We start from the raw sequence: 18,398 nt of genomic DNA, 5'->3' as shown, positions 1-18,398 counted from the left end.
GCCGGAACTGCGTTCGTACACTGGTTGCCGGCCTCTTTTGAAATCAGCTCATGCTCGCGTCTGCCGGTCTCGACCATATTCAGCAGCAACTGTTGCCCCTGCGCCAACAGTTGCTGAATCATCCGCTCTATGCCCGCATCGATAGCGTGCGGGCTTTGCAAACCTTCATGCAGCAGCATGTGTTTGCCGTCTGGGACTTCATGTCGCTGCTCAAGGCGCTGCAGCAACAACTCTGCTGCACCACCATTCCTTGGTTGCCTCCCGCCAATCGCCAGGCAGCCAGGCTGATCAACGAGATCGTTCTCGGCGAAGAGAGCGACGAAGATGGCCAGGGAAGTTACGCCAGCCATTACGATTTGTACCATCGGGCCATGACCGCCTGCGGAGCCGATACACTACCCATCGATGGCTTTTGCCAGTTGCTGCAAAGTGGGATGCCCGTCGAGGCCGCCCTGCGCGAGGCCGAGATTCCCCCTTCGGTGCGGCAGTTCGTCGAACATACGTTTCAACTGCTGCGGACGAACAACCTACCGGCGATTGCTTCTGCCTTCACATTCGGCCGCGAAGATTTGCTCCCCGCGGTGTTTCAGCGCATCGTCGACGAATTGAATGTCGAAGCGAGCGGAGGTTTGTCGCAGTTTCAGTTCTATCTGCAGCGGCACATCGAACTCGATGGCGATCATCACGGCCCCATGGCCGGGCAACTCGTCGAGATGCTTTGCGGCGATGACCCCGCAAATTGGCAGGCCGCCGAACGAGCCGCCCTCAGCTCACTGCAAGCGCGCTTGACGCTCTGGGACGGCATGCTCGCCGCTATCAAGTAGGCCGGAAAACCCTATCAGCATGAATGGTCGGAATTCTTGCCGGCGCCGGACCAGACTAGTCACAGACGAGGCGTCTAATGAGAGAGAGGGAGGCTGCTGCGCGCAGAGGCCGCTCGATCTTTTAAATTTTGGTTGCACCGCACAGCGAGAGAATGGGTCGCTGGGATTTGGTGAGCAGGGTGGCGTGCCGCTCACGTCGACGTAAGTCCCAACGTGCGGAAATCGGGGGGTGTTCACAAACCCCAGGGGGCTATGAACTCAGAGGCGCGCCAAACCCGAGAAATACGGCAGGTCGCGTTCACAAACCTCCCTGGTTTGTGAACAAAGTTTTCCCGTCGGCTCGGCCGAAGCGAGGACTTACGACGAAGTTCAATATCGCAAAAGCCAATCAACCACCGCCGCGGGGGCGGTGGCGAGATGAGAGCCGCGATGGATGCCCGGTCTACGAGGACGCTTCTAGCCCGGTGAGTGTGCCGCTGCTGGAACCGAATTTTTCGGCGGGGATGCCGAGGCGGTGGAGCATCGAGAGGTAGAGGTTGCTCAGCGGAGGCGGCGATTTGGGATCGAAGGCCAAGTGCTGGCCATGTTGGAAGCCGCCGCCAGCGAACAGAATCGGCAGGTTCTTTGTCGAGTGATTGCTGGCGTTTCCCAGGTTGCTGCTGAAGTAGACCATGGTGCGATCGAGCAGTGATTCGCCTTCTTCCTGCGTACTCTTCAGTTTGGCCAGCAGTTCCTGCAGCGTCTTCATCTTTTCGAGTTCAAGAATTTTGAGCTGGTCGATTTTCTTCGGGTCCTGGCCGTGATGCGACAGATCGTGATGCCCGGCCGAGACACCGGGAATCGGCGGCACGTTGCTGGTGCCCAGCAGCAGCATCGTAATCAGCCGCGTCGAATCGGTTTGAATGGCCAGGTGGATCAAATCGAACATCAGCCGATTCTTGCCGATGAGATCGGCCGAGTTCATGTTGTTCACGGGCTGCTTGGCACCGACCTTCGGCTTGGGCTTGTTCGCCCATTCTTGCTGCACGGCCATTCGCTGTTCGAGTTCCCGCACACTCGTAAAATACTCGTCCAGCTTTTCGCGATCGCGTACGCCGATGGCTGGGTCGAGTTGCTTGGCCTGCGCATGAAGCGTATCGAGAATGCTTTGGCCATCTCTCAGCCGGCGCTTTTGCGATTCGACTTCATCGGGGCGGCCGTCGAGAAAAAGCTTGGCGAAAACACTGGCCGGGTAGAGATCGGGCGGGATGAGTGCTCCGCTGCGAGTCCAGGAAAGACCAAAGCCTTCGGCGGACAGCGAGAGACTGGGGAAGCGAGTTTGCCCGCCGATTTGTTCGGCGGCAATCTGGTCGAGCGAGATCGAGTTGCGAAAGCCCGCGCGGATCTCGGGATGGGGTGCAGCAGTAAGGAAGCTGAAAATGGAATCGTGGCTGGAGCCAACATCGGGATGCGAGAGCCCCGAGATGACCGAGAAGTCGTTTCGCAAATCTGCCAACGGTTCGAGATAGGGCGAGAGCGTGTAGTCGCGTCCCTGATCCTGCGGAAAGAAGTAATTCGGGTTCACGCTCAGCGGCGTGCAGATGCAGACCATTCGCCGCGGCACGACTTTCTTCTCTCCCGCGCGCAGCTTCGGCTGCAAGGCATCCAGCATTGGCAGCGCGAGCGTGACGCCCGCCGCTCGCAGAAATGAGCGACGACTCGATTGACTGCGTAAACGCGAAATGACGGTCGAGGTGGGCATCGCAGGTCTCAGCGGGGAGGGTGGGCTGATCGGCGTGTGTCTGCAGAATAGCGTACCGGCAGCGAGCGAGACAAGCTTATTGATAGGGTCACGCTTGACGGGCAAGTGCCCGTTCCAAGGCGTGACCTAGAGTTGTGCGGCACGCTGCGCGCGGAGGGTGGGCAGCGGTGCATTCAGTACAAAGATCCCTCGCGGAAGATTCGTTGCATGCGATACCTGCAAATTGGCATCCTGGTCGTAGGTGGTGTTCTGGTGTTGGCTGCAGAAACTGCGGTCGCCAAGAACGGCAAGGGTGAACTCGAGATTCAGGCAATCGACAAAGACACTGGCAAGCCGCTGGCCGTGCGGATGCATCTGCGCGATGCTCGTGGCAAGGCGATTCGTCCGCCGACCAAGACGGCTTTCTGGCACGACCACTTCACCTTCGACGGCTCGATCAAGCTCGAACTGCCGCCGGGCAGTTACACGTTCGAAATGGAACATGGGCCGGAATACAAAACACGCTACGGCAATTTTCAACTCGAAAAAGATGCCGCAGACTCGAAGGTTATCGACCTGCATCGCGTGGTGAACATGCGGCAGGAGAAGTGGTACGCCGGCGACTTGCATCTGGCTCGCGACCCGGCCGAAGTGGAATTGTTGATGAAAGCCGAGGAATTGGACTTCGCCACCGATGTTACCTGGTGGAACAAAAAGAACCTGTGGGACAAAAAAACTTCGCCGGCTGATCCGCTCCTGCGTACGAGTGATGGCCGCTTCGCGCAGATTATGGGGGGCCGCGATGAACGCGCAGGAGCATCGTTGATGCTGCTGAACATGGCCAAGCCCATCGCGCTCGATGCTGCCGGACAAGAATTTCCCAGCCCGTTCGACATCGCCTCGCAAGCCCGCGAGCAAGCTGGTTGTCAGATTGTGGCCCGCAGTGCCACGCTGTGGGACATGCCGGCGCTGGTCGCCGCGGGACAACTCGATTCCATCATCGTCGCCAGTGAAATGTTCGAGCGCGAAGAAATTCAAGCTGCGGCTACCTGGGAGAAGCCCAAGGATGGTGGGCTGTTTCCTGGCACTGCCGGTGCTGGCCGCTGGGCGCAGACGGCGTACTTTCATTTGCTCAACAGTGGTCTGCGTATCTCGCCCGCCGCAGGGAGCGGCAGCGGCCTCGCCGCCAATCCGGCCGGCTACAACCGCGTGTATGTGTACTGCGACGAGTTCACGCCCGCCAACTGGTGGCAAGGTTTAAAGGAAGGTCGAGTTGTCATCACCAACGGTCCGCTGCTGCGACCACTGGTCAACGAGCAACCGCCGGGGCATGTCTTTCAGGCCGACAAAGGACAAACGGTCGAACTGAGCATCGCGCTCAACCTGGCAACTCGCGAGAAGATCGAGTATCTCGAGGTCATTCAGAATGGTCTCGTCGTGCACGAGACTCGGCTCGATGAATGGGCGAACGCCGGCGGCAAACTACCGACGGTGAAGTTCGACCGCAGCGGTTGGTTGATGATTCGCGCGGTGACCAACGCCAGCAAGACCTATCGCTTTGCCATGACTGCGCCGTACTACGTCGAGATCGGCTATCAGCCTAGGGTGAGTAAAAAGTCGGCGCAGTTCATGCTCGATTGGCTCACGGAACGGGCTCGTAAGATCACGATTACCGATCCAGAGCAACGGCAAGCGGTGATGCAGTTCCATCGCTCAGCCCGCGACTTCTGGCAGCAGAAGGTGGCGGAAGCAAACGCGGAGTAACCTACGGGCTGCAGGCAGCCGAAAGGTGGTGCATTCGTGCGGACATCACTTTGCCTTGTGGCCCAAGCGGCCAGAGATTAAGATCGATGTTCAGCCAAGGGATTTGCGGCCGCTTGCAGCCTTCATCTGCTAAACAGCCACGTTCGATTTGCCCCTGCACGTTTGTGCGACTGCGGTTTGCCGCGGAGGTCGCCCTGCGAGAGGAGATTCAGGCAGCGAATGTTACAGCCGACCGGTGTGGTCGGCGGCTTAGTGCGATGGCGTTCTGCCAGCTGGCGCGATTCCCTCTGAATTGCCCGATTCGTTCGCCCGCACATTTCACAAGCGATTGTTTGCATGTCTGACTCGAATGGCCCCGTCTCCAATAGCTCTGGCGAAAAGTTTCCTACTGGCCTAGGTACGCTCTCGGTCCATGCCGGCGAAGATCGCCAAAAGTTGGCCCACTCGCTGACCGACCCGATCGTCTGTTCGGCGACTTACACCTTCACCAGCACGCAAGCGGTGCTCGACTACATTCACGAGAAGCAACCTCGCGAAGAGTACGGCCGCTATGGTAACCCAGGCGAGCGCGTCGTCGAACGCAAGCTGGCCGCCCTTGATGCCGGCGAAGATGCCGTGCTGTTTGCCAGCGGCATGGCGGCCATCGTCGGCCTAATCATGGCCAAGCTGAACTCCGGCGACGAAGTCATTTTCTTCGACGAGTGCTACCATCGCAGCCGCGAGTTCTGCACCAAGCACATGAGCCGCTTTGGTGTCGTCACCAAGCAAGTGAAGGCCTGCGACTACGACGCCATGGCCGCCGCCATCACGCCGAAGACGCGGATGCTCATCAGCGAGTCGCCGACCAACCCGCACCTGTCGGTTGTCGACCTGGAAAAGTTCGGGGCGCTCGGCAAAAAGTACAATGTAGAAACGCTCATCGACGCCACGCTGGCCACCCCTTACAACTGCCGGCCGCTGGAGTACGGCATCGACTACGTGCTGCACTCGGCCACGAAATACCTGGGTGGCCACAACGATTTGCTCGCGGGCGTCATCACGGGTTCCAAGGCTCAACTCGAACCAGTTCGCAAGCTGCGCGGCATCATGGGTGCCATCAACTCGCCCCACAACATCTATTTGCTCGAACGCGGCCTGAAGACGTTCGAACTGCGGATGCAGCGACACAATGCGAACGGTCTCGCCGTGGCGCAATTCCTCGCGAACCATCCTCGCGTCAGCAAGGTCTATTACCCGGGCCTGGAAACGCATCCCTACTACGACGTGGCCAAAAAGCAGATGCGCGGCTTCGGCGGGTTAATTACCTTCCTGGTGAAAGACGCCGACTGGAAGCAAACGGCGGCTGTCGTCGACCGTGCCAAGATTGCCCGCATCGCACCGAGCCTGGGCGGTGTTGAGTCGCTGATCGAACAACCGCTCGTGATGAGCTACTTCGACTATAAGCCAGAAGAACGCGCCAAGTTCGGCATCTTCGACAACATGATCCGCCTCGCCTGCGGCATCGAAGACACCGCCGACTTGATCGAGGATTTGAGGCAGTCGCTGGAAGGGTAGTTTTCCAGGCAGTGGTGATTCTGCGTTAGAGAGAAGTACGAACGAGCATGTCAAGCCAACCAAACGGTCATCACTTCCGCACTCGGGCCATTCACGTCGGGCAAGATCGCGATCCGCAGACGGGGGCGATTGTGCCGCCGATTCATGTGGCGTCGACGTTTGTGCAGCCTGGCGCGGGGGAGTGGGGCAAGTTCGATTACTCGCGCAGTGGCAATCCCACGCGATCTGCCTTTGAGGCCACGCTGGCTTCTTTGGAAAGCGGCGTTGGCGGATTGGCGTTTGCTTCGGGCATGGCAGCGACGCATTGCGCGACGATGCTGCTCAGCAGTGGCGATCACATTCTCGCTGGAGCAGACATTTATGGCGGCACGTTTCGCCTGCTGCACAAGGTGGTTAATCACGCGGGCATCAGCGTGTCGCTGGCGCCGAGCACGAACCTCTCGGACTTTGAAGCCGCGATCAAACCCAACACGAAACTCATCTGGATCGAGAGCCCCGGCAATCCGCTGATGTCGATCACCGACATCGCTGCGATTGCCGAGATCGCGCATCGTCAGGGCGCGCTGCTCGGTGTCGATAGCACGTTCGCTTCGCCGGTCCTCACTCGGCCGCTGGAACTAGGTGCCGATATCGTCATGCACTCAGCCACCAAGTACATCGGCGGGCATAGCGACCTGCTCGGCGGGGCACTCGTCGTGCGCGACAAAACGCTGCGCGATCGCCTCTACTTCTTCCAGAATGCCACCGGCGCGGTGATGGGTCCGTTTGAATGCTTCCTCGCCAGTCGCGGCCTCAAGACAATGGACCTGCGCGTGCGGGCGCAGTCGCAAACGGCCATGCAACTGGCCGAATGGTTGCAGCAAGACGAGCGCGTCAATCGCGTGTTGTATCCCGGCCTGAAAGATCATCCGGGGCATGCGATTGCCGCGCGGCAAATGGATGGCGCGTTCGGGGCGATGCTTACGTTCGAAGTGAAGGGGGATTTTCAAAAGACCAAGCGAGTTTGCGAATCCACGCAATTGTTTCAGTTGGCGGTCAGCTTGGGCGCGGTAGAATCGCTAATCGAACAGCCGGCGTCGATGTCGCACGCCAGCTACGATCCGGCTGCCCGGGCCGCGCATGGGATCACCGACGGTTTGATTCGTCTCTCCGTCGGTCTCGAAGCCTATGAAGACTTGCGAGCCGATTTAAATCAAGCGCTGAACGCCTGAACCGTGTGAAGGATGTGTTCTGATGACGAAGTGGTCCCTGCAACTCGCCTGTCTGCTGGTTACGCTTGTCGTCGGTCTCGTTTCCTCTGGGTTGGCTCAATCACCGCCCGTCAAAAGGTCAGAAGCCGAACTCACCAATCTCGGTACACGCAAGAAGGGCGTCGATTGGCCGATCTTCTTGGGGCTAACGCAGGACAGCAAGTCTCCCGAGACGGGCATTATCACCAAGTGGACCGCCGCGAGTCCGCGGATTGTTTGGCAACGACCTCTGGGCACGGGCTACGGCGCACCGACCATCAGCAAAGGCAGGCTGTTTCAGTTCGACCGCTTCAGCGATCAGGCGAGAATCTATTCGCTCAATGCCGAGACCGGCAAAGAGCTGTGGCACTACGATTACCCGACCGACTACTCCGATTACTTTGGCTACAACAATGGCCCCCGTTGTTCGCCGGTGGTTGATGGCAACCGCGTGTATGCCTACGGCGCCGAAGGGACGCTCACTTGCCTCACAGCTGACACCGGCAAGCTTGTCTGGCAAGTGAACACGCAGAAGGACTTTGGCGTCGTGCAGAACTTCTTCGGCGTCGGCAGCACGCCCGTTGTCGAAGGTGACTTATTGATTGTGATGGTCGGCGGCAGTCCCGATTGGGCGCAGTCGCTCGGTGCCGGCGCGCTCGACCGAGTCGAAGGAAACGGCAGCGGGATTGTGGCCTTCGACAAGTTCACCGGCAAAGTGAAGTACAAAGTTAGCGATGAACTGGCGAGCTACGCATCGCTCAAACTGGCCACGATCAATGGCCGGCGGTGGTGCCTCGCCTTCTGTCGCGGCGGGCTGATCGGCCTGGAGCCCAAGAGCGGCAAGCTCGATTTTGCGTATCCCTGGCGCGCGAAGATTCTCGAGAGCGTGAACGCAGCCATGCCCGTGGTAGTCGGCGACGAAGTCTTCGTGAGCGAAACCTACGGCCCGGGAAGTTCGCTGCTGAAGGTTTCGCCTGGTAGCAGTGAAGTGGTGTGGAAAGACGATGATCGCCGCCGCGCGAAGGCGATGATGACCCACTGGAACACGCCCGTCTATCACGACGGTTACTTATACGGCAGCAGCGGTCGCCACACCGAGAACGCCGAACTTCGCTGCATCGAATGGAAGACCGGTAAGGTGATGTGGAGCGAACCGGGACTCACGCGCTCGTCGCTGCTGTATGCCGATGGCCATTTCATCTGTCAGGCAGAGTACGGCCAGCTTATCGTTTTCAAAGCAAATCCGCAGAAGTACGAACCGGTCACCGAAATCGAACTGCGCCAGCCTGCGGCGGGTCCGGCATTACCCGGTCCCAAGCTGCCCGGCGCTGATGCCCCGCTCGAACTCTTAAAATATCCCTGCTGGGCCGCACCGGTCCTTTCGCACGGCCTGCTGTACGTGCGCGGTGACGATCGACTCGTCTGTTTGGAACTGATTCCCGAAAAAGGATAGCAATAATTTGTCAGGGAAGCCAAAACGCTTGTTCATTCGATTTAGTCATTAACTGCGAACCGTACAATTGCTACGATATCGCGAATGAACTGTTCATTGAATGACATACCTGATAGTTGTTGAGGAACTACGGTGATCAAATTCTCTTGCGGAGCCTGTGGAGTAAAGATTCGCGCAAAGCCCGAAAAGGCTGGAACCAATGCGAAGTGTCCGAAGTGCCACTCGCCGATTGCCATTCCAATGAGTGAAGACCAAGAGGTGTTGGTAGCAGAACCGGTCATAGAGCCGTTTGAGTTCAAAGGAGATCGGCTTGGAATGCAGTTGAGCGCTTTCAAGGCAAAGCATCACCGACTGGTCCAGGGTCACGACAAGCCAATTCCTTGGTGTTCTGATATCTGCGAAGGCGTGGATAATGACTCGTTATTTAGCAAGGCATACTTCGCCGAAGCTGGATTAGCGAACTGTAGGCTTGACTTCCCTTTCGAGGCATTTCATGGGCGCGATCCGCAAACTGTTGCTGGCGTTCCGACAACATTGCTGCTTTACCATTTTGTTGACGCTCAGCTTTTCAAAGTCAGCGCGTTTTTTGAGGCTGGTCATACGGAGGCAGTACTGGCTGCTCTCACGGCGAAGTACAGTTCGCCACGCTCGCATGACGACAGTTCTTATATTTGGGAAAATGACGTTTCAACTATTGTTTTGATTCGGGGCAAGCGAAAGAACCAGTGGAAGTCAGATTCCAGCATTTTGTTTTTCGTTCATGTGGATCTGAATAAACTCGCGGAGTCAAGAGAACCTGGTCCTGCTGTAGATGATCTGTAGATTGCCAGAGCCCCGAACTTGTCACCAATATATTGCAATGCAGATGGGTTTTTGCTCCCTGCTCCCTTTCAATTGTCACTGAAGCTAATCATGCCCGCGCGCACCATCGCTATCGGCGATATTCATGGCTGTCATACGGCGCTTACGGCGCTGCTGCAGACGGTTCAGCCTACTGCAGAAGACACGCTCATTATTTTGGGCGATGTTGTGGACCGCGGACCTGCGACCAAAGAGTGCATCGACACCATCATCGGCCTGGCCGATCAATGCCTGACGATCTCGCTGATGGGCAATCACGAAGAGATCATGCGGGCGGCAATCGGCGGTGGTGAAGGAATGCTGGAAATGTGGCGCGCGATTGGCGGTCTCGAAGCCCTCGAATCCTATGGCGGGTCGCTGAAGGACATTCCCGCTTCGCACCTGAAGTGGCTCACGCTGCTGCGCTCGTTTTATGAGACACCCACGCATATCTTTGTGCATGCCACGCTTGAGCCAACAATGACGATGGCCAATCAGCATCGCGACTTTTTGCGCTGGAAGAAACTCGGCGGCAATGAGCGGCCGCACGTCTCTGGCAAGCGAGTGATCTGTGGTCATACGCCACAAGCCGATGGCTACCCGCTCGCGTTCCCCGGTTGGGTCTGCATCGATACAGGGGCCTACCGCATGAACTGGCTCACGGCGCTTGACGTGGACAGCGATCATGTCTGGCAAGCGAACGAAGCGGGACAGACTCGCGAGTTCGAACTGGCGAAGTACAACTGAAGCAGCCCAACGAATCGAAATCCTAAGTACCCTCGGCGATCATCATTCTGTGCCCACTGAAAACGATCCTCGCGTCTTCTTTGCCGCTGAGCGCACCCTGCTCGCGTGGCTCCGCACCGGTCTCGCCGTGATTGGTGTAGGCTTTCTTGTGGCGAGATTTGGCCTGTTTCTGAAGTTGATGCGGCATCCCACGGGTGATGTATCGCCACCGATCTTCTCGTCGCTCATTGGCATCGGCTTTGTTTTGATTGGTACCTTGATGATCAGCCTGGCCGCCTGGCAGCAGACTCGCTTTTGCAGCGAGCTCACGGCTGACCAGCGGCCCAATCGCTACTGGATGAACTTCAGCGTCTTCATGGCCTGGCTGATTTCGTCGCTGAGCATTGCCCTGGCGGCTTATTTGCTGATCACATCAGGGCTGCTTGGAATTGGCCAAGGGTGACGAATCAATTATGCCGTTTCCCTGGGAAGTCCCTCTGTACTTGGCACTGCTTAGCGCGCCTCTGTGGCTCCCGGCAGCAATCCTCATTTATCATGTCGCCACTGCACCTTCGATCTGGAGGTTCAGCCTGCAGTGGTTGTTGATCCTGATTCTTGCCGAGTGTCTCGCCCTGGTGGCCTGCATGGCAGTGGTGAAGAAGCTATCTCACTAGCGATGTCTGCTTAGCTGCGGAGGGCATCCCAGGCATCTTGTTGTTCATCAGCGCTCGCTAAATCGAACCTCCGACTTCAGCAAATTTGGCGGCAAATCAAGTTGCGGCAGCAGTGCGTCTTGCATCGCCTGAAATTCCGCCGGTGAGTATGCCAAGGGCTGCAATTCAAGTGAGTCGGCGATGAACGCCAAGACGTTTCTCGAATTCTCGCTGGGCCAATCATCGCCGCTTGGATCCTGCCAGTTTGCCGAGTTGTAGGCAGCCAGCGTATCGGCTGGGCTGTAGACCAATTGTTCCATGAAAAAATAGCCGCGAATGAGGCCAAAGCAGAGAAAGTCTCGGAAGCTCTTCCCAACAATCACATTGGCAAAGCCACTCGGCTCCGTCATCACCACAGGCGAAGCCGCGTCGATCTTGCCGTTTTGCGACAGAAAACTGAAATGCGTTCCGTCACCTCTGGTCTCCGCAAACATGCGGGTGTTCTGTGGAGAGTGTTCGTAACCGCCATGCTTGTAGGGCAGGACCAGATTTAGACCGATGACATCAAGCCCGTGTAAGGGACCTTTCGGAAATCGTCTTTCGATTTCCGGTTCCAACGATCGCAATTTGTCTAGCAGCGGAATTGCATCGACTATCACGTTGGCCTGCGTCATAGGGCCGGCTTGATGGGAAGTTCCGCAACTGGTCGCGACAAGCGGCAGCGAGGCGACTGTAGTAAGGAACTGTCGTCGGGGAATGGTCATTTTGATAGTCGCTCCTTGTGCCGTCGCGTCTTAATTCTGCTGGAGTTTCGCCAGCGGGATTGTCAAAAAGAATAAACCGCGGCTGTCCTTCTCTTTCGCGTCGACATCGTAAAACACCACGCCGATCGTGTCTTCGTTGATTTCGACCGTGCGCGGGCACGCGCGGCCGCCGATGGCGCGGCCTGGATTGTAGTACTCATAGGTGCGGTCCCAAGTCAGGCCGTCGTCCGTCGAGATCACGTAGCGAATCCGTTCGCCGCCAACGCCGGGGCCGAGTATCTCGGAGGCAAGGAGCCAGCCATTGGACAGGCAGACGAGTTCGTGCCGCCAGCCTTGCGAATGGATGTCAGGCATGCCCTTCGTTACTTGCCAGGTGCGGCCTTCGTCGGTGGACCGCAACCCTTTGCCGCTAATGCAGGTTCCTTTCGGCGTGCGGACGATCGGCACGAGGCCATGGTTGCGATCGTCGCCAAACTTCTCCGCCGTAGAAGTGCTCGGGCGGAAGACGAACGTCCGGTCGTCGAGCGAGCAGAGCCAGCGATCGGGACCTAACTCGACGATCGGGTGGCGGATCACACTGCGGACTTTTTCATCGCGAGGCAGCGGCAACGGCTCGCTCCAAGTGGTGCCCTCGTCGCTGGAAATCGAATAGAGTACGCTGCGCGGCTCTTGCTCGTTGGTGTCGGTGCTCCAACGATTCCAGCAGTGGACGATTCGGCCATCGGCCAGTGCCGTCAACGAACCGGGGTAATAGCTCTTCTTGATCGTAGGCGCGAAGGGCTCCGGTTGCGACCACGTTTGGCCATCGTCGGTCGAACGCAAGATGCGCAGGTCGCGATGATTCACTTGCCCGAAGGTGACGACGAGCGTTCCTTTCTTGGTGCGGCAAATCGACGGATGAATATGGCCACCTACAGGGCTGGCGATTTTGAGGAGCGACTTGAGATCGGCGGGTTCGGCACCTTGCACCGAGGAATTGAGAGCCAGCAACAGGGCAGTAAGAACAACGCGCAGCATCATGGTGGGGACTCTTCCTTTCGCTGTTTCTTCTCAACTCGCACCCAAACTTCATTGATGGGTGTGCCGGCGGCTGTTGAGCCCCTGTGAAGCCACTTATTGCCGTCGAGCTTCCAGGTAAACTTCGACTCCTTACCGATCAGATCGGCTGTTCCTTCGTTGGACGTGTACTCCACCGTCTCGATATAGTCTTCGCCCTGCTTGGAGTAGGTGCCACCGTGGCTGCGGATGAACTTCCCATCCTTGTCGTACGAGATACCGGCAAAGTGAGTCGGTGTGATGTGCTTCAGAATCGTGATCGTTTCGGGCACTTCGGCGGTCATTCCTCCGCGTGTAACGCTCTTCAGTTTCCAGGTGCCGATTAGCTTGTTTTCGTCATCGGCGGCCACAGCTAGGGAAGCGTTTCCGACGAGCCACAGAACGGTTAACACCGCAACGATGCGCGTGAGCATGGCAGGCTCCTTCGATAGTAACCAGCGGTCGGCAAAATGATGACCACGAGACAACGCTCTGATTTTCGCCTGTTATAGGTCCAAAACGACCCGCGAGCAAATTGCCAAGCGCGCAGGATCGACACTCCGCGTACAATAGTCGCCAGTCAGGCGGCCGAGAGGATTTTGTAGCATCCCGGTGCCGAGTTTATTTTCTGAAGAGAACCACGGATGAGCACTTTGCGTGCTGAGATTATTTCGATTGGCGACGAACTGACCAGCGGTCAGCGAGTGGATACGAACAGCGCGTGGCTCTCGCAACGGCTGGGCGAGTTCGGCGTGCCTGTCGCCTTTCATACCACGGTGGCCGACAACCTGTCCGACAATGTGCAGGTCTTTCGCCTCGCTTGCGAGCGGGCTGACATCGTCATTGCGACGGGCGGCCTGGGTCCGACCGCCGACGATCTCACTCGGCAAGCGGTTGCCGAAATGGCCGGCGTCGATCTGGTGCAAGACGAAGGGGCGCTCGAACACATTCGCGCGCTGTTCGCCCGCCGCAAACGCGAGATGCCGGCGAGCAACCTGGTGCAGGCTCTCTTTCCGCGAGGCAGTCGCGTGGTGCCCAATCCGCACGGTAGTGCCCCGGGCATCGACCTGACGGTGCCGCGCGCGGGGCAAGAACCGGCCAGGCTCTTCTGTTTGCCTGGGGTGCCCGCCGAGATGCAGGAGATGTGGCAAGCGACGGTCGCTCCGGCGATTGTCAGCATGCTCGGTAAGCCCCGCGTGATTCATCATTACCGAGTGAAGTGTTTTGGCGTGGGCGAAAGTGATCTGGAGGGGATGTTGCCCGATCTGATTCGCCGCGGCCGCACGCCGACGGTTGGAATCACCGTCAGCAAGGCCACCATTACCTTGCGCATCACCGCTGAAGGTGAATCGGTCGAAGAAGCACGCTGCTCGATGCAGCCCACAATCGATGTAATTCACCAGTGCCTGGGCGAACTGGTGTTTGGCGACGAAGACGAGGAACTGCAGCATGCCGTGACGCGGCAGCTGAAGAGCCGGGGACAAACCGTGGCGGTCGTCGAATGGGGAACGGCTGGCCTCATCGGGCATTGGCTGGGCGAATGTGCCGATTGCGCCAGCGTGTTGAAAGGAAGCCTCATGCTGCGAGATGCTGCCGGCATCACGCTGCTATCGAACCTGGCCGCCGATATGGCCCAAATGATGGGCCTCAGCGCCGAAGGAACCCTGAGCGTGGTGGCTCAGGCAGCCCGCGAACGCTTTGAAAGCGACTTTGCCTTGGTCATTGGTCCGTTTCCGCCGGTGGTCGACAAGACAGCCGAGCCAGGCAATGTGACGCTGGCAGTGGCTTGTCCGACGGGTGTGATCACGCGCCAGGTTCCCTTCACCGGCCATCCCGATATTCTGAAGCCACGCGCCGCGAAGCAGGCGCTGAACCTGTTACGGCTGGCGATCACCAGCACCGCGTAGTATCCCGCGCGATCAATGGTGTTGATGTTTGTGCTCGGCACGCTTGGGCTTGCTGACATGGCGAGGCCGATCGTCGTTCTTCATCTTTTCGAACATCACTTGCAGAACGCCCCAGCCGGCTACGATGACTCCTGTCGCCACGATCGAGTACTTGATCCACGAGAGACGCGAAATAGCATTGTCCCGGGCCTGCACCGATTTCTCGAAGGCCGCTTTGGCCTCGATGTATTCTTTGTCCTTCAGGTTGGGCTCACTATGCGAGTGAGGCTTCGAGTGGTCGTGCTCTTTGCCGTAGGTCGCGGTATGCAGCCGCGCTGAGTTTTGGCCATATTCAAGGGCTTGCTCGTTGGTCCAAACAGTCTGCACGGGTAACGCCGATTGAAACCAATAGCCGATGAACATGAGCGCCAAACCAACCATCATCGCTCCAGAAGGGGCATAGCTTTGATTCATGAGAATCCGGGCCTGTAGTAGGTGCTGGTTGGTATGTCCCGGTGAGGAGTCTGTAGTGCGTTTCTAGGGAGGCGTGACCGATTCGCCATCTTCGACGCTGATGAGCCTGGCCATCAGGTACTCATCGACATTGTTCATGAGCATCGAAATGTGGCCATCAGCATAGGCCACATTCACGCCACCAGGATGTTCGCTGCGCGGCGCGGCCGACAAGTAGTTATTCGAGCCTGCTCCAAACGTGTTGCAAGGCATACGGCGCAGTTGCGCTTCGGCCGGATCGGGACAGTTGTAAAGCATGTCCAGGTTCGAGCCCTGATTGTTCGGCGGTTGAGTCTGCCCCAGGCTGGCCGACCAAGGTGTGTAGCCACTATCGTTCAGGCCATAGTTGAGTATCTGATCGTGCATGTCGAACGAGAGCAACGTCGAACCGGTCCAGCCCAGAGCCCAAGCCCCGCGTTGATCGAGTGGGTTGGCCCGCGTACGAACCTCGGAAAGCATCAGGCAGTTGGAAGTACCCTCGCTGGCCAGATGGCGGTGAGCATGCGGCAAATGGGAAGTCAGCACCCCGCGGTAGCGATGCTGATACTCCACATGAATCGGACCCACAAACGCCGCGTAGTTCCCTTTCGCGACCACACGATTGTTCGTGAACGTCGGGTCTTGATACATCCGCCCTTTCGTACTGTCGCTGGGGCAGAGCAGCACGTTGATCTGGTTGGCTTGCGGGTTATTCGGCTGATCGATCACGCTGCGGCCGAAGTCGAACTTGCTATGCAGAGCCGACTGCTCGATGTAGGGCAGCGTGAGCACAATCCAGCTCATCATGGTGCCGCTGCGCGAGTCGTACTGCGTTTTGATCGACGTATCGACAATGCCCGAAGCGGGAAAGACCTTCAGCGAAGACTCGTAGTTCTCGACGCCGAGCGCTAACTGCTTCAAGTGATTCTGACACTGAATGCGCCGGCTCGCTTCGCGGGCGGCTTGCACGGCCGGAAGCAACAGCGAGACCAAGACGCCAATAATGGCGATCACAACCAGCAACTCGACGAGCGTGAATGCTCGCCGGTGATGGCGCGTTCCTGCAGCCAGACACGGGTCCATACAGCCCCCAGCCAGAGAAGAAAGAAAAGTTGGCAGGAAATCCAATCGCCCGTTCCGCAAGTCAGTGGACTCGGTGTCAATTCAAAAAGCAAGGCAATCACTGCAAAAATCAACCGGCGATCGTTCTTCGTCAGCCGATCCTGGCAAGCTGCTCCAATTGGAAAAGAAGTGCCGCCGGGCCAGCTTCGCAAATAGTCGTCCTGGATATAATGCCGGGAATATGAACAGCGTTCCCGCACAGACCGAACCCCTGCTGACGCCGGCACAATTCCTGAAAGGGATTGGCCCCGTCAAAGCCGAGCTACTCGCCAAGCTCGAGCTGTACTACGCGCGCGATCTGCTGTTCAACTTTCCCCGCGCCTATCAAGACATGAGCGAGCTGCGCACCATCGACCAGCTCGAAGAAGGCAAGCTCGCGAGCGTGACCGGGGTGATCGAAGAAGTCGACCTGCGCAATACGGGCACCGGCCGCTCGCTGCTCGGCGTGCTGCTCAAGCAGGGGCCCAGCTATCTGCGGGCGCTGTTTTTCAATCAGCCTTACCTGCGACCGAAATTTCAAGTGGGTCGCCGCGTGCTCCTGGCCGGCGAGCCCAAAATGCAGGGCATTCGCTGGGAGATGGTCCACCCCAAGTACGAGTTTCTGGCCGATGACGACGACGTTCCCGCCGGGCGCATCTTGCCCGTCTACTCGCTCACCGAAGGTCTGAATCAGACTCAGATGCGGCGGATCATGCAGGGCATCGTCGAAGCGCATGCGCAACTGGTCGACGACGTTTTTCCCGAGGACTTTCTCGATGCTCACCAGCTGTGGCCGATCCGCGCGGCCTTGCCACAGATTCATCAGCCCCGCGATCAGGACAGCCTGGAACAAGCGCGGCGCCGGTTCATCTATCAAGAGCTGTTTGTGTTGCAACTGGCCCTGGCGATTCGCAAGTGGCGTTTGACCCACCATCGTCGCGCGCCCGCGCTCCCCAGTTCGGCCCGCATCGACGCCCGCATCACGCGGCTGTTTCCGTTCGAGCTGACAGCCGAGCAACGGACCGCCATCGATCAAATCGCGGCCGATATGGGTCACGAAGTGCCGATGAATCGCCTGCTGCAAGGTGACGTCGGCAGCGGCAAGACTGTGGTCGCCATGTATGCCATGCTGCTCGCCGTGGCCCACGGCAAACAGGCCGCGCTCATGGCCCCGACCGAAGTCCTCGCGCGACAACACGTGCTCACTCTTTCGACGGCACTGAAGGCGAGCCAGGTGCGCATTGGCCTGCTCGTCGGTTCACTCTCGGCCAGCGAACGCAAGCAAACGCTCGATAAGCTGGCGGCCGGCGAGCTCGATATTCTCGTCGGTACGCAGGCCGTTACTCACGCATTGAATCAAGCGGGCCCGGCGACGTCGCAAACCGATGGCCTCAGCGAGGCCCTGGCCGGTGGTCGCTTCGCGAAGTTGGGGCTGGTGGTCATCGACGAGCAACACAAGTTCGGCGTGAACCAGCGCGCGGCCCTGAAGCGCGCGGGCATCGATCCGCATTATCTGGTGATGACCGCCACGCCGATTCCGCGCACGGTCACCATGACTCTCTTCGGCGATCTCGATGTCAGCACGCTGCGGGCGGCACCACCGGGCCGGCAAAAGACGCACACCTATCTGGCCGTCGATGGCCAGCGCAGCCGGTGGTGGAACTTCTTCCGCCAAAAACTGGACGAAGGTCGCCAGGCCTACGTGATCGTGCCGCTCGTCGAAGAAACCGAAGCCGTCGAAGCGGCCAGCGTGCAACAAACGCTCGAGGTGCTGCAGCGGGGCGAGTTGCTCGGCTATCGTCTCGCTGCCTTGCATGGCCGCATGACGCCGATCGAAAAAGAATCGGCCATGGAGAGCTTTCGTCGCGGCCGGACACAGATTCTCGTCTGTACAACTGTGGTCGAAGTCGGCGTCGATGTCCCCAACGCCACGCTCATGACCATCGAAGGTGGCGAACGCTTTGGTCTCGCGCAGTTGCATCAGCTCCGCGGACGCATCAGCCGTGGCAGCCATGCGGGCTATCTATGTGTCTTCGCGAATCCAACGACCGACGACGCTCAGCGAAGGCTCGATGCCTTCACCAAATCGACTGATGGCTTCGAGCTGGCCGAACTCGATTTTCAACTGCGCGGCCCGGGCGACCTGTTCGGCACGCGGCAGCACGGCTTGCCGCCGCTACGCATCGCCGATCTGGCTCGCGATGTGGCCATCGTCGAAGAGGCCCGCAGCGATGCGCAAACACTCATCGCTGCCGACCCCGACCTGACCAACCCTGCCTACGCCAAGCTCAAGCGCATGGTCCTCGTTCGCTACGGCGAAGCGCTCGAACTGGGTGATGTCGGCTAACTAGCAGCCA

General features: G+C 58.6%; 16 protein-coding genes. 10 read left to right on the top strand and 6 right to left on the bottom strand.

Annotated elements, in window-relative coordinates; translation table 11 throughout:
* Positions 1-50: 50 nt before the first annotated feature.
* The gene (locus NA78x_RS00805; RefSeq protein WP_425616513.1) at positions 51-824 is read left to right on the top strand and encodes a DUF3050 domain-containing protein; all 774 of its coding nucleotides are present in this window, start codon (positions 51-53) and stop codon (positions 822-824) included.
* Between the two features lie 442 nt (positions 825-1,266).
* On the opposite strand, the gene NA78x_RS00800 is transcribed toward NA78x_RS00805, so the two are convergent.
* Entirely contained in the window at positions 1,267-2,565 is a 1,299-nt protein-coding gene (locus tag NA78x_RS00800; protein ID WP_425616512.1) for a DUF1552 domain-containing protein, read from the bottom strand.
* A gap of 207 nt (positions 2,566-2,772) precedes the next feature.
* Here NA78x_RS00800 and NA78x_RS00795 point away from each other — a divergent pair, with 207 nt between their 5' ends.
* The 7 genes from NA78x_RS00795 to NA78x_RS00765 all read left to right on the top strand — a co-directional run bounded on the left by NA78x_RS00795 (position 2,773) and on the right by NA78x_RS00765 (position 10,573).
* The gene (locus tag NA78x_RS00795) at positions 2,773-4,308 is read left to right on the top strand and encodes a CehA/McbA family metallohydrolase (protein ID WP_425616511.1); all 1,536 of its coding nucleotides are present in this window, start codon (positions 2,773-2,775) and stop codon (positions 4,306-4,308) included.
* A 336-nt stretch (positions 4,309-4,644) separates the two neighbouring features.
* Positions 4,645-5,862, top strand: coding sequence for a trans-sulfuration enzyme family protein (locus NA78x_RS00790; protein WP_425616510.1), 1,218 nt, complete (start codon positions 4,645-4,647; stop codon positions 5,860-5,862).
* A 47-nt stretch (positions 5,863-5,909) separates the two neighbouring features.
* Positions 5,910-7,073, top strand: a complete 1,164-nt coding sequence (locus tag NA78x_RS00785; RefSeq protein WP_425616509.1) for a trans-sulfuration enzyme family protein — start codon at positions 5,910-5,912, stop codon at positions 7,071-7,073.
* Positions 7,074-7,095: 22 nt separating this feature from the next.
* Positions 7,096-8,544 (top strand): PQQ-binding-like beta-propeller repeat protein, encoded by a 1,449-nt coding sequence (locus tag NA78x_RS00780; protein ID WP_425616508.1) that lies wholly within the window; start codon positions 7,096-7,098, stop codon positions 8,542-8,544.
* 132 nt (positions 8,545-8,676) lie between these two features.
* Positions 8,677-9,366: a hypothetical protein gene (locus NA78x_RS00775; protein ID WP_425616507.1), complete on the top strand. Its 690-nt coding sequence runs from the start codon at positions 8,677-8,679 to the stop codon at positions 9,364-9,366.
* A gap of 90 nt (positions 9,367-9,456) precedes the next feature.
* Complete coding sequence (locus NA78x_RS00770; RefSeq protein ID WP_425616506.1) at positions 9,457-10,131, top strand: metallophosphoesterase family protein; 675 nt, start codon at positions 9,457-9,459, stop codon at positions 10,129-10,131.
* A gap of 49 nt (positions 10,132-10,180) precedes the next feature.
* Positions 10,181-10,573 carry a YidH family protein gene (locus tag NA78x_RS00765; RefSeq protein ID WP_425616505.1) on the top strand — a complete coding sequence of 131 codons (393 nt, stop codon included), beginning with the start codon at positions 10,181-10,183 and terminating at the stop codon, positions 10,571-10,573.
* Positions 10,574-10,831: 258 nt separating this feature from the next.
* Here NA78x_RS00765 and NA78x_RS00760 read toward each other — a convergent pair whose 3' ends face one another.
* The 3 genes from NA78x_RS00760 to NA78x_RS00750 form a co-directional block, all read right to left on the bottom strand.
* Positions 10,832-11,437, bottom strand: coding sequence for a hypothetical protein (locus NA78x_RS00760; RefSeq protein ID WP_425616504.1), 606 nt, complete (start codon positions 11,435-11,437; stop codon positions 10,832-10,834).
* Between the two features lie 120 nt (positions 11,438-11,557).
* Positions 11,558-12,547 carry a sialidase family protein gene (locus tag NA78x_RS00755; protein WP_425616503.1) on the bottom strand — a complete coding sequence of 330 codons (990 nt, stop codon included), beginning with the start codon at positions 12,545-12,547 and terminating at the stop codon, positions 11,558-11,560.
* Positions 12,544-12,996, bottom strand: coding sequence for a hypothetical protein (locus NA78x_RS00750; RefSeq protein ID WP_425616502.1), 453 nt, complete (start codon positions 12,994-12,996; stop codon positions 12,544-12,546). The genes NA78x_RS00755 and NA78x_RS00750 overlap by 4 nt, the downstream gene beginning before the upstream one ends.
* Positions 12,997-13,206: 210 nt before the next feature.
* On the opposite strand from NA78x_RS00750, the gene NA78x_RS00745 reads away from it, so the two are divergent.
* Positions 13,207-14,469, top strand: a complete 1,263-nt coding sequence (locus NA78x_RS00745; protein WP_425616501.1) for a CinA family nicotinamide mononucleotide deamidase-related protein — start codon at positions 13,207-13,209, stop codon at positions 14,467-14,469.
* A 12-nt stretch (positions 14,470-14,481) separates the two neighbouring features.
* On the opposite strand, the gene NA78x_RS00740 is transcribed toward NA78x_RS00745, so the two are convergent.
* Both NA78x_RS00740 and NA78x_RS00735 read right to left on the bottom strand, forming a co-directional pair.
* Positions 14,482-14,922: a hypothetical protein gene (locus tag NA78x_RS00740; protein WP_425616500.1), complete on the bottom strand. Its 441-nt coding sequence runs from the start codon at positions 14,920-14,922 to the stop codon at positions 14,482-14,484.
* A 63-nt stretch (positions 14,923-14,985) separates the two neighbouring features.
* Positions 14,986-16,023, bottom strand: a complete 1,038-nt coding sequence (locus NA78x_RS00735; RefSeq protein ID WP_425616499.1) for a DUF1559 domain-containing protein — start codon at positions 16,021-16,023, stop codon at positions 14,986-14,988.
* 64 nt (positions 16,024-16,087) lie between these two features.
* Between NA78x_RS00735 and recG the strand changes: the two genes are divergently transcribed.
* Entirely contained in the window at positions 16,088-18,388 is a 2,301-nt protein-coding gene (recG, locus tag NA78x_RS00730) for an ATP-dependent DNA helicase RecG (RefSeq protein ID WP_425616498.1), read from the top strand.
* Positions 18,389-18,398 lie beyond the last annotated feature (10 nt).

Origin of the sequence: Anatilimnocola aquadivae (assembly GCF_049819085.1) — a bacterium.
Classification (GTDB): domain Bacteria; phylum Planctomycetota; class Planctomycetia; order Pirellulales; family Pirellulaceae; genus Anatilimnocola.
The sequence above is the reverse complement of the archived record's forward strand: the minus strand, read 5'-3'. Positions and strand labels throughout refer to the sequence as shown.